Source organism: Nocardioides lijunqiniae (assembly GCF_015024225.1).
GTDB classification, from domain to species: Bacteria; Actinomycetota; Actinomycetes; order Propionibacteriales; family Nocardioidaceae; genus Nocardioides; species Nocardioides lijunqiniae.
The window spans coordinates 104,085-117,444 of record NZ_JACJGM010000018.1 but is presented as its reverse complement, the minus strand read 5'-3'; the positions used below and the strand labels follow the sequence as shown (position 1 = coordinate 117,444).

Here is a 13,360-nt window from a genome sequence, read left to right as displayed (position 1 = left end):
CCGACCGGTACTAATAGGCCGAGGGCTTGCCCCACAAACCCTCAACCAAAACCACAAGACACCCTGCGTGTTCGCGTCCACTACAAGACCACCCCACCCGTGGTCACCACCACCCCCCCTTCATGGGAGGCGGTCTGGTGACACCCACACGGGCATACTGGGGTCATAGAGTTACGGCGGCCATAGCGGCAGGGAAACACCCGGACCCATCCCGAACCCGGAAGTTAAGCCTGCCAGCGCCAATGGTACTGCAACCGAGAGGCTGTGGGAGAGTAGGACGCCGCCGGACAAACACCTCGTAGAGGCCACCGTCATGGTGGCCTCTACGCTATTTCACACATGTTCACGCGGCCGGGACGGTCGCAGCCGAAAGGGATGAGTCATCGTGGCTGAGGATCGTCGAGGCCAACGGCCCGCTCGTAGCACCGGGGGAGGGCGACCCTCCTCCGGGAAGCCGTCCTCGGGCAAGCCGTCCTCGGGCAAGGCCGCCGGCGGCCGCTCGTCGGCGTCGGGGGACCGGCGCACGGGCGGCAAGCCCACGGGTGAGCGCCGCAGCGGCGGCAAGCCGAGCGGATCGCGCCAGGGCTCCGGACAGGGGCGCCCGCCCCGCGCGGGTGACTGGAAGCGCTCCTCGGACGACCAGGCCCCGCGCACGCAGGAGCAGGCGCTCTACGACGGTCCCGACCTGCCGGCCGAGGTGACGGGCGAGGAGCTGGACCGTGCCATCGGCGCGCAGCTCAAGGGCCTGCCCGAGAAGCTCGCCAACCGGGTGGCCCGCCACATGGTGGCGGCCGGCCTGCTGGTCGACACGGACCCCGAGACGGCCTACCAGCACACGCTGGCTGCCCGCGCCCGGGCTCCGCGGCTGGCCGTCGTGCGCGAGGCCGCCGGTGAGGCGGCCTACGCCGCCGGTCGCTACGCGGAGGCTCTCGCGGAGCTGCGTGCGGCCAAGCGCATGAACGGCGCCACGGCGTACCTGCCCATCATGGCGGACTGCCATCGCGCGCTCGGCAACCCCGAGCAGGCGCTCAAGCTGGCGAAGAGCCCGTCGGTCGCCAACTTCGCGCCGGAGGCCAAGGCGGAGATGACGATCGTCGAGGCCGGCGCCCGACGCGACATGGGTCAGCTCGACGCCGCGCTCCGCACGCTCGAGCTGGCCCCCCTGACCTCCAAGAGCCGCGCTCCGTGGGTCACCCGGCTGCGCTACGCCTACGCGGACATCCTCGAGGCCGCCGGTCGGGAGACCGACGCGCTGACGTGGTTCCACCGCACGCACGCCGTGGACAGCGACGAGATGACCGACGCCGCCGAGCGGGCCGAGGCCCTGGAGAAGCGCCTCGGGGTCTGATTCGCGCTTCCGCTGGTGCTGAGCCGCCTCATGAGTCACAATGGGGCTCTAACTACACACGTGTCACACGACTGATCGTTCATCGAAGCGAGACCGCTGGGGAAGGCGTAGCTCGCGCCGACGATGAAGGAGGTCATGGTGACCACACGCACTGCCACCCACGCGGCGACGAGGGGCGTTCTCTACGTCCACTCAGCGCCCTCCGCGTTGTGCCCCCACATCGAGTGGGCGGTCGGGGGCGTCCTCGGCGTCGCCGTGAACCTCTCGTGGACCCCGCAGCCCGCGCAGTCCGGCGCCTATCGCGCCGAGCTGTCCTGGGCCGGGTCGGCCGGATCGGCCGCCCAGATCGCCTCGGCCCTGCGCGGCTGGAACCACCTGCGCTTCGAGGTGACCGAGGAGCCCACGTCGGCGACGGAGGGCACCCGCTTCTCCTACACCCCCGAGCTCGGCGTCTTCCACGCCGTGACCGGCCTGCACGGCGACATCATGATCCCCGAGGACCGGCTCAAGGCCGCGGTCGTCAAGGCCGCGCTCGGCGACACGACGCTCCTGCTCGAGATCGACCGCCTGCTGGGCAAGCCCTGGGACGACGAGCTGGAGACGTTCCGCCACGCCGGCGACGGCGCACCCGTGCGCTGGCTCCACCAGGTGGTCTGAGCAGCGCGCTAGGCAGCGGCTTGCCGTCCTGGGGCTACCGGGGCCGGCGGAGCCGGAAGTGCGAGGGCGCCACGCGGGCGACGCTGCCGTCGTCGTAGCGGTCCGCATAGCTGGTGACGAGCATCCGGATGGTGAACCGGCCGGGCGCGACGGTGGCGCGGCACAGCTGGAAGCGCCGCACGCCGGCGGCCGCGTCCTTCTCCGAGACCAGGGTCCGCGCGGCGACCGAGCGGCCACGTGGTGAGAGCACCCGCAGCTCGGCGGTCCATCGCGACCCCGGAGGCGTGACCCGGTAGGAGAGACGATAGTTGCGGCACCCACGTCGCAAGGTCTGGTTCGGAGCGCTGGTGCGTCCCCAGGTGGGCTCGTAGCCGGTCGTGGTCCGCGGCGCGGTGGCCGTCGCGGCAGAGGAGGGCGCGACGAGCACCCCCAGGCCCAGGGTGAGCCCGATGAGGGCGAGCAGGACGGTGCGCAGCATCGAGGCCTCCGGGCGTGTGACGGACGTCATCTACAACGTCGCGCCACGCGCCCGGTTACGGCTCAGAGCGGGATGTTGCCGTGGTCGCCGTGCAGCACGCCGTGCGTCTGCACGGCCTCGTCGATGGCCCGCGCGATGGCCGAGCGGGTGCGGTCGGGGGTGACGACCTCGTCGACGACGCCGATCTCGACGGCCTTCTCGACGCCTCCGGCGATGCGCTCGTGCTCGGCGGCCAGCTCGGCCTCGACCTGCGGGCGGATGTCGGCCGACACCTCGGCCAGCTTGCGCCGGTGCAGGATGCGCACGGCGGCGACCGCGCCCATGACGGCCACCTCGGCACCGGGCCAGGCGAACACCTTGGTGGCGCCGAGCGAGCGGGCGTTCATGGCGATGTAGGCGCCGCCGTAGGTCTTGCGGGTCACCAGCGTCACTCGGGGGACCACGCACTCGCCGAAGGCGTGCAGCAGCTTCGCACCCCGGCGGACGACGCCGTCCCACTCCTGGCCCACGCCGGGCAGGTAGCCCGGAACGTCGACCAGGACGATCAGCGGCACGCCGAACGCGTCGCACATGCGCACGAAGCGGGAGGCCTTCTCGGCCGACAGGGAGTCCAGGCAGCCGCCGAGGCGCAACGGGTTGTTGGCCACGACGCCGACCGTCCGGCCGCCGAAGCGGCCGAGGGCGGTCACGATGTTGGGCGCCCACCGGGCGTGCAGCTCCTGGGTGGTGCCCTCGTCGAGGACGGAGTCGACCAGGGGGTGCACGTCGTAGGCGCGCTTCTTGGACTCGGGCAGCATCGACTCGAGGTCGCGGTCCTCGACGTCGTCGACGCGCAGGCTGCCCTGCGAGCCGAGCAGCGACGCGACGTCGCGGGCGCGGGCGAGGGCGTCCTGCTCGGTGTCGGCCAGGATGTGGACGACACCGGAGCGGCGGCCGTGCGGCTCGGGTCCGCCCAGGCGCAGCATGTCGACGGCCTCGCCCGTGACGGAGCGGACGACGTCGGGGCCGGTCACGAAGATCCGGCCCTCCGGTCCGAGGATCACCACGTCGGTCAGGGCCGGCCCGTAGGCGGCGCCGCCGGCGGCCGGGCCCAGGACGACGGAGATCTGGGGGATCTTGCCCGAGGCCTGGGTCATGACGTGGAAGATCCGGCCCACGGCGTGCAGCGACAGGACGCCCTCGGCGAGGCGCGCCCCGCCGGAGTGCCACAGACCGATGATGGGGAGCTGGTCGGTCATCGCGCGGTGGTAGGCGTCGACGACCACGCGGCAGCCGACGTCGCCCATCGCGCCGCCCATGACGGTGGCGTCCGAGCAGAAGGCCACCACCCGGGTGCCGTCGACCAGGCCGATCGCGGCGATCATCCCGGAGTCGTCGTCCGGCGTGATCAGCTCGAGCGTGCCGTCGTCCATCAGGGCGCGCAGCCGGGTGACCGGGTTGCGCGGGTCCTCCTCGCGAGGGACCTTGACGGGCTTGGGGACCCGCTCCGCCGTGGGCGTGCTCATCAGACCGAACCGAAGGCGACGGCGACGTTGGCGCCACCGAAGCCGAAGGAGTTGTTGAGCGCCGCGATGTCGCCCGAGGGCAGGTCGCGCGGCTTCGTGGCGATGTCGAGCTCCACCTGCGGGTCGAGGTCGTCGAGGTTGATCGTCGGGGGCACGACGCGGTGGTGCAGCGCCAGCACCGTGGCGATCGACTCGAGCGCACCGGCTCCTCCGAGGAGATGGCCGGTCATCGACTTCGTGCTGGTGACCACGACGTTGTCGACGTGGCCGCCGAGCGTGGCGTGCAGCATCAGGCCCTCGGCGATGTCGCCCAGGGGCGTCGACGTGGCGTGCGCGTTGACGTGGAAGATGTCGCTCGGGGAGATGTCGGCCTCGGCGAGCGCGCGCAGGATGGCGCGCGAGCCGCCGCGGCCCGCCGGGTCGGGCTGGGCGATGTCGTGGGAGTCGGCGGTGATGCCGGCCCCGAGGACCTCGGCGTAGATGGTGGCGCCACGGGCACGGGCGTGCTCCTCGGACTCCAGCACCAGCACGCCGGCACCCTCGCCGAGCACGAACCCGTCGCGACCGGTGTCCCACGGGCGCGAGACCGTGGTGGGGTCGCCGGCGTTCTTGGACAGCGCCATCATGTTGGCGAAGGCGGCCATCGGCAGCGGGTGGATCGCCGCCTCCGTGCCGCCGGCCACGACGACGTCGGCCCGGCCGAGGCGGATCTGGTCGAGCGCGAGGGCGATGCCCTCGTTGCCCGAGGCGCAGGCGGAGACCGGCGTGTTGACCGCCGCCCGCGCTCCGACGTACAGGCTGATGTTGGCCGCGGGGGCGTTGGGCATCAGCATCGGCACCGCGAGGGGGGAGACCCGACGGGGTCCCTTCTCCTTCAGGATGTCGTAGTTGGCCAGCAGCGTGTTGACGCCGCCGATGCCCGAGGCCATCGCCACGCCGACGCGGTCGCCGTCGACGGTGCCGTCCTGGACGGAGCCCTCGAGGCCGGCGTGACGCCAGGCCTCCATGGCAGCGACCATGGCCAGCTGCGAGGACCGGTCCAGGCGGCGTGCCTTGACGCGCTCGATGACCTCGGTCGGTTCGACGGCCACGCGGCCGGCGATCCGGACCGGCATCTCCGCAGCCCACTCGTCGGTCAGCTCACGGATGCCGGAGCGCCCCGCGACCAGGGACTCCCACGTGCTCTCGACGTCACCGCCGACGGGGCTGGTGGTGCCCAGACCGGTGACCACGACTCGGATGCGGTTGCTCATGATGTGCTCTCTCAGGCCTGGGCGCGCTCGATGAACGCGACAGCGTCACCGACGGTCTTGAGGTTCTTGACCTCGTCGTCGGGGATCGAGACGCCGAACTTCTCCTCGGCGGCCACGACGACCTCGACCATGGAGAGCGAGTCGACGTCGAGGTCGTCCACGAAGGACTTGTCGAGCTGGACGTCGTCGGCGTCGATGCCGGCGACCTCGTTGACGATCTCGGCCAGGTCGGAGCGGATCTCTTCGGTGGTTGCCATGTGGGCTTCCTTCTCTTCGGTGGGGTGGTGGGGTGGTGCGATCAGGGGACGACGACGACCTGGGCCGCGTAGGCCAGGCCGGCGCCGAAGGCGATGAGCAGCGCGGTGTCGCCGGACGTGGCCTCGCCGTCGGCGATCATCCGCTCCAGGGCCATCGGCACGGACGCCGCCGAGGTGTTGCCCATCTGGGCGATGTCGCGGGCGATCTTGACGGTGTCGGGCAGCTTCATGGAGCGGGCCAGGGCGTCGATGATGCGCATGTTGGCCTGGTGGGGGACGAAGCAGTCGAGCTCGTCGGCGGAGACACCGGCGCGGTCGAGGGCCTCCTGGCCGACCTTGGCCATGGAGAACGCCGCCCAGCGGAAGACGGCGTTGCCCTGCATCGTGAGGTGCGGCATCGAGGGCTTGTCGCTGGCGATGACGTCGCGCCAGTCCTCGACCTGCCGGATGTGGTCGAAGTGCTCGCCCTCGGAGCCCCAGACGACCGGGCCGATGCCGGGCGTCTCGCTCGGGCCGATCACGACGGCGCCGGCGCCGTCGGCGAAGATGAAGGCGGTGCCGCGGTCGGTGAAGTCGGTGATGTCGGACAGCTTCTCGACGCCGATCACCAGGACGTGCTGGGCGGTGCCGCCGCGGATGAAGTCGTTGGCCATGCCGACGGCGTGGCAGAACCCGGCGCAGGCGGCGGAGATGTCGAACGCCGCCGCGTGCTCGGTGCCGAGCTCGTGCGCGATCGCCGTGGCGATGGCGGGGGTCTGCATCATGTGGCTGACGGTCGCCACCACGACGCAGTCGATCTGGCGGGCCTCGACGCCCGCGCGCTCCAGGGCGATCCGCGAGGCGGCCACCGACATGGACTGCACGGTCTCGTCGTCGCCGGCGATGCGCCGCTCCTTGATGCCCGAGCGCTGCTGGACCCACTCGTCGCTCGACTCGATCGCGTCCACGATCTCGGAGTTGGGGACGATCCGGGTGGGGCGGTAGGCGCCGACGCCGAGGATCGCGGCGTGCGACGTGCCGGTGGTGGTCGTGAGCGTGGCCATCAGTAGCTCCCCACCGGGTGGATGCGGACGAGCGGCTGGCCGGGGGAGACGATGTCGCCGTCCTCGACGAGCCACTCGACGATCTCGCCGCCGTGGGCGGAGGTGATGACGATCCGGTCGCGGGTGCTGGCGACGTCGCCCAGCGTGGCGCCGGCCTCGAGGACGTCGGCCCGGGCCGCGTCGGGGTCGAGGTGGAAGGTGCCCTTGCTGGGGGAGACCACCATGCGCCAGGTGGGCGTGGTGTTCATCAACGAGCCCTCGCCGTGCTTGTCGCAGAACGCACGGGCGTCGTCGAGCTGGTCGGGCGTCTTGAGGGCGAAGGTCTCGACCCCCTTGAGCGCGCGCTTGGCGATGCCCGTGAGGGTGCCGGCGGGGGGCATCTCGAGGATGCCGGTCACGCCGAGGTCGGACATCGTGTCGAGGCACAGGTCCCAACGGACCGGGTTGGCGATCTGGCCCACGATGCGGCGCAGCACCTCCGCGCCGTCGTGGATCACGTGGCCGTCCCTGTTGGAGATCACCGGGATGCGGGGGTCGTGGACCGAGACCGAGCGGGCCAGCGCGGCGACGTGGCCCACGGCGGGCGCCATGTGCTCGGTGTGGAAGGCGCCGGCGACCTTGAGCGGCATCAGGCGGGCCTTGGCGGGCGGCGCCTCGGCGAAGGCCGCGAGCTGCTCCATGGTGCCGGCGGCGACGATCTGGCCAGGGCCGTTGTCGTTGGCGGGGGTGAGGCCGTGCTGGGCGATCGCGGCGAGGACCTCGTCGCGGTCGCCGCCGAGGACGGCGGTCATGCCGGTGGGCGTCGTCGCAGCCGCCCGCGCCATCGCGAGGCCTCGCTCGCGGACGAGGACCATCGCCTGCTCGGCGGTGATCGTGCGGGCACCGGCGGCGGCGGCCAGCTCGCCGACGCTGTGGCCGGCCACCGCCCCGACGCGCTCGAAGGCGTCCATCGGGTGCGGGAAGAGCTCGAGGGCGGCGATCAGGCCGGTGGCGACCAGCAGGGGCTGGGCCACCTTGGTGTCGCGGATGGCGTCGGCGTCGGCCTCGGTGCCGTAGTGGGCCAGGTCGAGGCCGGCGACGGCGGAGAGCCAGGCGATGCGGGAGGCGAAGACGGTGTCCTCGAGCCAGGGCGTGAGGAAGCCGGGGGTCTGGGCCCCCTGGCCGGGGGCGACGATGACGAGCACGTGTCCACTGTGCCCGGAGACGGGTGCCGACCGCGTCTGCGGCACCCACCAAAGAGGCCCGCGAGGTTTGTAGGGTTCCTACAGTTTCGCGGGGCCCGGCTCCCCGCCCGACTGGCGGCCCGACTGGCGGCCCAGCACCAGCGCGATCTGCAGCGCCAGGGCGTCGCGTGGCACCGACGGCGTGTAGCCGGTCGCGTCGGCCACCTGGCCGAGCCGGTAGCGCACGGTGTTGGCGTGCACGAAGAGCGCCCGCGCGGTCGCCTCGAGCGAGGACCCGGTGGCGAAGTACGCCGCCAGCGTCTCGATCAGGGTGCCGCGCGCCCGCAGCAGCGGCACGTAGACCTCCTCGACCAGGTGCCGCCGGGCGTGACCGTCACCGGCCAGCACCCGCTCGGGGAGCAGGTCGCTGCTGCGGACCGGCCGCGGAGCCTCGGGCCAGCCCGAGGCGGCGCGGTAGGCCGAGAGCGCGGCCCGCGCGGACAGGTACGCGTGGCTGAGGTCCTCGGTCACCGGCCCCACCACGATCGGACCCTCCGCCACCAGGTCCACGAGCGGCTCGGCCGCCCGCTTCTCGTCGTCCACCCCGCCGAGCAGCACCACCAGGCGGTCGCCCTGCACCGCGCACAGCGCGTCGAGGCCGGCGACGCGCGCCCGGCGGCGTACCTCCTGGAAGAGGTCGGTCTCGGTGCGGCGCTCGGGCATCGCCGCGAGCACCACCGCAACGCGCCCGCTCGCGCCCCAGCCGACGGCGCTGGCCCGCGAGAGCACCGACTCGTCGGTCTCGGCGCGCAGCACCGCGTCGATCACCAGGGCCTCGAGCCGCGCGTCCCACGCACCGCGCGACTCCGCCGCCCGGGCGTAGACCTCCGCCGTGGCGAAGGCGACCTCGCGCGCGTAGCGCATCACGGCGGCATGGACGGCGGGTGCGTCCTCCGGTTCGAGGACGTCGTCGATGTTGCTCTCGACCACCTCGATGGAGAGCCGCACCAGGTCGACGGTCTGCTGCAGGGTGATGACCCCGGCCAGCGCCCGCGGGGCGGCTCCGAAGACGGAGGAGGCCAGCGCGGTGCCCCCGCTCTCGGCGGCCGCGTCGTCCGAGGGGTACCAGTCCACGAAGCCCTTGATGCCGGCCTGGATGATGGCCGCGACCCAGGACCGGTCCTCCGCGCTCAGCTCGCGGAACCACGCCATGTCGGCCTCCATGCGGGCCATGGCGGCGGTGCTCAGGGCGCCCGTCGAGCGGCGCAGCGCGGTCGCGGCGCGCGCGCGGGGGTTGCTGGTGGAGCGTGGGGGCACGCAAGGAGCCTAGGCCGTCGCCCAGCTGCTCTCACCCCACCGGGGGAAGCGCGGCGGGGAGAAGCGCGAAACCCCCGTCCTGCACGGGAAATTGCGGGATTCTGGAGGTAGCCGCCCTACCGACGGGGGTCGTCCTCTGGTTGAATCCTGGACAACGCCGAACCGAGGAGGCTCCGGTGGGGGGACCCCAGCACGAGGTGCAGTTCGTCTCGATCCACGGGCACCGTCGCGCCTACGTGAAGGTGGGGCAGGGGCCGGCGCTGCTGCTGCTCCACGGGCTCGGCTGCGACCACACCACGTGGGAGCCGGTCATCTCGACGCTGGCCAAGCGCTACACGGTGATCGCGCCCGACCTGCTGGGCCACGGGCAGTCCGACAAGCCGCGCGCGGACTACAGCCTCGGCGGCTACGCCAACGGCATGCGCGACCTGCTCACCGTGCTCGGCGTCGACAAGGTCACCGTCGTGGGGCACAGCTTCGGCGGCGGCGTCGCGATGCAGTTCGCCTACCAGTTCCCCGAGCGCACCGAGCGGATGGTCCTCGTCGCCTCCGGCGGCCTCGGCCCCGAGGTGTCGACGTTCATCCGGGCCATCACCACGCCGGGCTACCACCAGCTCATGGGCGTGCTCACGCTCCCGGGCGTCCGGCACGTCGGGCTCGCCGGGATGCGCGCCCTCGACGGCACCGGCTGGAAGCTCACCCGCGACCTGCGCGAGGTCGCCGAGATCTACGACTCCTTCAAGGACCCCGCGGCCCGTGCCGCCATCCGGCACGTCGTGCGCGCGGTCGTCGACTGGGAGGGCCAGATCGTCACCATGGCCGACCGCGCCTACCTCACGGACGCGATGCCGATGTGCGTCGTGTGGGGCCGCGACGACAAGGTCATCCCGGTCCGGCACGCCAGCAACGCCGCCGCGCTCGCGCCCAAGGCGCGCGTCGAGGTCATCCCCAACGCCGGCCACTTCCCGCACAAGGACCACCCCGAGCGCTTCGCCAAGGTGCTCCACGAGTTCATCCGCAGCAGCCAGCCGGCGTCCTACAGTCGGGCCAAGTGGCGCGGTCTGCTCCGCAACGGGCAGGTCGGTCCCCAGGGCCCGGTCAGCCCCGTCGCCACCGTCACGGACATCACCAGCGCATAGGGCTGCTTGTCGGCTCACGGGGTTTCGAGACCGGCGCTAGCGCGCCTTCCTCAACCACCGGGGAGTCCGGGGGTTGAGCACGGAGGGCGTGCGGCTCACGGGGTCTCGACGGGCGCTCGTCGCTAGCGCTCCTCGCTGCTCGACCACCGGAGACGGGGCCGCAAATGACGCTGGCCCGGCAGGACGGATCCTGACGGGCCAGCGGTGGGGCGGGGACGAGCTAGGCGTCGCCGCCCTCCTGCTTGACGCCGGCGACCGCGGTCGGGTCGTCGATGCGGTACTTCTCGGAGGCCTTCACCACGACGTCGCGGTCGATCTCGCCGGCGTCGGCCAGGGCCTGGAGGGCCTGGACGACGACGGACTCCGCGTCGATGTGGAAGAAGCGACGGGCGGCCGGGCGGGTGTCGGCGAAGCCGAAGCCGTCGGCGCCCAGGACGCGGTAGTCGCCGGGGACCCAGCGCGCGATCTGCAGCGGCACCGCGCACATGTAGTCGGACACGGCCACGACGGGGCCGCTGACGTCGGCCAGCTTGTCGCTGACGTAGGCCGTGCGTGCCTCCTCGCCGGGGTTGAGGAGGTTCCACTCCTCGGCCTGGACGGCGTCGCGGGCCAGCTCGTTCCACGAGGTCACCGACCAGGTGTCGGCCTGCACGCCCCACTCCTCGCGGAGCAGGTCGGCCGCCTTGGCGATCCACGGGAAGCCGACGCCGGAGGCCAGCAGCTGCACGCGCGGCCCGTCGCCCTCGGCGTCCGCGACCTTGTGGATGCCACGCAGGATGCCTTCGGCGTCGACGCCCTCGGGCTCGGCGGGCTGGTGCACGGGCTCGTTGTAGACGGTGAGGTAGAAGATGATGTCCTCCGCCTGCTCGCCGTACATCCTCTCGAGGCCGGACTTCATGATGTGCGCGACCTCGTAGGCGAACGCCGGGTCGTAGTGGACGACCGCGGGGTTCGTCGCCGCGAGGAGCGGCGAGTGGCCGTCGGCGTGCTGCAGGCCCTCGCCCGTCAGCGTGGTGCGGCCCGCGGTGGCGCCGATGAGGAAGCCGCGCGCGAGCTGGTCGGCCATCGCCCAGATGGAGTCGCCCGTGCGCTGGAACCCGAACATCGAGTAGAAGATGTAGAACGGGATCATGTGCTCGCCGTGCGTGGAGTACGCCGATCCCGCCGCGGTGGCCGAGGCCATGGCGCCGGCCTCGGAGATGCCCTCGTGGAGCATCTGGCCCTGCTGCGACTCCTTGTAGGAAAGCAACATGTTGCGGTCGACCGACTCGTACTGCTGGCCACCGGGGTTGTAGACCTTCGCGGACGGGAACATCGCGTCCATGCCGAAGGTGCGGTACTCGTCCGGGGCGATCGGCACGATGCGCTTGCCGATCTCCGGGTCCTTCATCCAGTCCTTGAGCAGACGGACGACGGCCATCGTGGTCGCCACCGAGTGCTTGCCGCCGCCCTGCTTGAGCTCGGCGTAGACCTTGTCGCCCGGGAGCGTGAGGTTCTTGGCGCGCAGCACCCGCTTCGGGACCGACCCGCCGAGCGCCTTGCGGCGCTCCATCATGTACTCGAACTCGGGGGAGTCCTGGCCGGGGTGGAAGAACGGCGCGGCGCCGGTCTCCTCGTAGGAGCGCTCCAGGTCGCGGTCGGAGATCGGCAGGTAGAGGCGGTCGCGGAACTTCTTGAGGTCGTCCGGCGTCAGCTTCTTCATCTGGTGCGTGGCGTTCTTGCCCTCGAGGGCGTCGATCGTCCAGCCCTTGATGGTCTTGGCCAGGATCACCGTCGGCTGCCCGACGTGCTTGGTGGCGGCGTCGAAGGCGGCGTAGACCTTGCGGTAGTCGTGGCCACCGCGCGGCAGCTTCTGGATCTGCTGGTCGCTCATGTGCTCGACCATCTTGCGCAGCCGCGGGTCGCCTCCGAAGAAGTTCTCCCGGACGTAGGCGCCGTCCTCGACCGAGTAGGTCTGGAAGGCGCCGTCGGGCGTGGTGTTCATCTTGTTGACGAGCACCCCGTCGACGTCGCGCGCCAGGAGCGGGTCCCACTCCTGGCCCCAGACGACCTTGATGACGTTCCAGCCGGCGCCGCGGAAGTTGGCCTCGAGCTCCTGGATGATCTTGCCGTTGCCGGTGACCGGTCCGTCGAGCTGCTGCAGGTTGCAGTTGATGACCCAGGTGAGGTTGTCGAGCTCCTCGCGCGCCGCGACGCGGATGGCGCCCAGCGACTCGGGCTCGGCCATCTCGCCGTCACCGAGGAACGCCCACACGTGCTGCTGGCTGGTGTCCTTGACGCCGCGGTTGGCGAGGTAGCGGTTGAAGCGCGCCTGGTAGATCGAGTTGATGCCGGTCAGGCCCATGGAGACCGTGGGGAACTCCCAGAACTCCGGCATCAGGCGGGGGTGGGGGTACGACGGCAGGCCCTTGCCCGCGCCGTGCTGGACCTCCTGGCGGAAGCGGTAGAGCTGCTCCTCGCTCAGGCGGCCCTCCAGGAAGGCGCGGGCGTAGACGCCCGGGGAGCCGTGACCCTGGATGTAGATCTGGTCGCCGCCGCCGGGGTGGTCCTTGCCGCGGAAGAAGTGGTTGAAGCCGACCTCGTAGAGGCTCGCGGAGGACTGGTAGGTGGCGATGTGGCCGCCGACCTCCAGGCCCTTGCGGTTGGCGCTCGACACCATGACGGCGGCGTTCCAGCGCAGGAACGCGCGGATGCGCCGCTCCACCTCGAGGTCGCCGGGGAACCACGGCTCGCGCTCGGGCGGGATGGTGTTGATGTAGTCGGTGCTGCGCAGCGCGGGGACGCCGACGTTGCTCTCGCGGGCCCTCTCGAGGAGTCGCAGCATGACGTAGCGGGCGCGCTCGCGGCCGCGCTCCGAGACCAGGTCGTCGAACGACGCCAGCCAGTCGGAGGTCTCGTCGGGGTCGATGTCCGGCAGCTGGGTCGGCAGTCCCTCGTGGATCACAGAGGGAGTGGTGCCGGTGCGGGTGCCTGAAGTGGAGGGTGTTTCTTCGGTCACCCGTCCATCGTCCCACGTGGGGGTGCGCAACCAAATCTACCCATGGGTAGTCCCGGCCGGCGTCCCCTCGCAGCGGCCCCGCGCTCTCCTTTGGGGCGACTGCGGGTGTCCATGAGACGGTCGTGCCGTCCGCCAGAGGTTGCGCCCCTGCGTCAACTCCGGTGGACTACTCCCCAACTTGGTCCGCCTGGCGGGCCCCGAC

General features: G+C 71.8%; 11 protein-coding genes and 1 rRNA gene. 4 read left to right on the top strand and 8 right to left on the bottom strand.

Annotated features, from left to right (window positions below; genetic code table 11):
- The first annotated feature begins 172 nt into the window (after window positions 1-172).
- The 3 genes from rrf (at window position 173) to IRQ30_RS12605 (ending at window position 2,005) form a co-directional block, all read left to right on the top strand.
- A 5S ribosomal RNA gene (gene rrf / locus IRQ30_RS12615) occupies window positions 173-289 on the top strand.
- Between the two features lie 96 nt (window positions 290-385).
- Window positions 386-1,348, top strand: a complete 963-nt coding sequence (locus IRQ30_RS12610; RefSeq protein ID WP_193613188.1) for a tetratricopeptide repeat protein — start codon at window positions 386-388, stop codon at window positions 1,346-1,348.
- A gap of 135 nt (window positions 1,349-1,483) precedes the next feature.
- The gene (locus IRQ30_RS12605) at window positions 1,484-2,005 is read left to right on the top strand and encodes a DUF3145 domain-containing protein (protein WP_193609897.1); all 522 of its coding nucleotides are present in this window, start codon (window positions 1,484-1,486) and stop codon (window positions 2,003-2,005) included.
- A gap of 34 nt (window positions 2,006-2,039) precedes the next feature.
- Here IRQ30_RS12605 and IRQ30_RS12600 read toward each other — a convergent pair whose 3' ends face one another.
- The 7 genes from IRQ30_RS12600 to IRQ30_RS12570 form a co-directional block, all read right to left on the bottom strand.
- Entirely contained in the window at window positions 2,040-2,513 is a 474-nt protein-coding gene (locus IRQ30_RS12600; protein WP_193613187.1) for a hypothetical protein, read from the bottom strand.
- 32 nt (window positions 2,514-2,545) lie between these two features.
- A complete protein-coding gene (locus IRQ30_RS12595) occupies window positions 2,546-3,988 on the bottom strand; it encodes an acyl-CoA carboxylase subunit beta (RefSeq protein ID WP_193613186.1) in 1,443 nt (480 codons plus the stop codon).
- Window positions 3,988-5,241 (bottom strand): beta-ketoacyl-[acyl-carrier-protein] synthase family protein, encoded by a 1,254-nt coding sequence (locus tag IRQ30_RS12590; protein WP_193613185.1) that lies wholly within the window; start codon window positions 5,239-5,241, stop codon window positions 3,988-3,990. Before IRQ30_RS12590 ends, IRQ30_RS12595 begins: the two co-directional genes overlap by 1 nt.
- An 11-nt stretch (window positions 5,242-5,252) precedes the next feature.
- A complete protein-coding gene (locus IRQ30_RS12585; RefSeq protein WP_134742449.1) occupies window positions 5,253-5,498 on the bottom strand; it encodes an acyl carrier protein in 246 nt (81 codons plus the stop codon).
- Window positions 5,499-5,539: 41 nt separating this feature from the next.
- On the bottom strand, window positions 5,540-6,541 hold the full coding sequence (locus tag IRQ30_RS12580; protein ID WP_193613184.1) for a beta-ketoacyl-ACP synthase III: 1,002 nt from the start codon (window positions 6,539-6,541) through the stop codon (window positions 5,540-5,542).
- Window positions 6,541-7,725, bottom strand: coding sequence for an acyltransferase domain-containing protein (locus IRQ30_RS12575; protein WP_193613183.1), 1,185 nt, complete (start codon window positions 7,723-7,725; stop codon window positions 6,541-6,543). Before IRQ30_RS12575 ends, IRQ30_RS12580 begins: the two co-directional genes overlap by 1 nt.
- A 78-nt stretch (window positions 7,726-7,803) precedes the next feature.
- On the bottom strand, window positions 7,804-9,021 hold the full coding sequence (locus tag IRQ30_RS12570) for a PucR family transcriptional regulator (protein ID WP_338089683.1): 1,218 nt from the start codon (window positions 9,019-9,021) through the stop codon (window positions 7,804-7,806).
- 176 nt (window positions 9,022-9,197) lie between these two features.
- Here IRQ30_RS12570 and IRQ30_RS12565 point away from each other — a divergent pair, with 176 nt between their 5' ends.
- Window positions 9,198-10,160 carry an alpha/beta fold hydrolase gene (locus tag IRQ30_RS12565; protein ID WP_193613182.1) on the top strand — a complete coding sequence of 321 codons (963 nt, stop codon included), beginning with the start codon at window positions 9,198-9,200 and terminating at the stop codon, window positions 10,158-10,160.
- A 220-nt stretch (window positions 10,161-10,380) separates the two neighbouring features.
- Here IRQ30_RS12565 and aceE read toward each other — a convergent pair whose 3' ends face one another.
- Window positions 10,381-13,104 (bottom strand): pyruvate dehydrogenase (acetyl-transferring), homodimeric type, encoded by a 2,724-nt coding sequence (gene aceE, locus IRQ30_RS12560; RefSeq protein WP_338089682.1) that lies wholly within the window; start codon window positions 13,102-13,104, stop codon window positions 10,381-10,383.
- Window positions 13,105-13,360: the final 256 nt, after the last annotated feature.

Bases quoted from the DNA above. Each gene is read 5' to 3' on its own strand.
- IRQ30_RS12605 (WP_193609897.1), top strand. From the start codon at position 1,484: ATGGTGACCACACGCACTGCCACCCACGCGGCGACGAGGGGCGTTCTC.
- IRQ30_RS12600 (WP_193613187.1), bottom strand. From the start codon at position 2,513: ATGACGTCCGTCACACGCCCGGAGGCCTCGATGCTGCGCACCGTCCTG.
- IRQ30_RS12595 (WP_193613186.1), bottom strand. From the start codon at position 3,988: ATGAGCACGCCCACGGCGGAGCGGGTCCCCAAGCCCGTCAAGGTCCCT.
- IRQ30_RS12590 (WP_193613185.1), bottom strand. From the start codon at position 5,241: ATGAGCAACCGCATCCGAGTCGTGGTCACCGGTCTGGGCACCACCAGC.
- IRQ30_RS12585 (WP_134742449.1), bottom strand. From the start codon at position 5,498: ATGGCAACCACCGAAGAGATCCGCTCCGACCTGGCCGAGATCGTCAAC.
- IRQ30_RS12580 (WP_193613184.1), bottom strand. From the start codon at position 6,541: ATGGCCACGCTCACGACCACCACCGGCACGTCGCACGCCGCGATCCTC.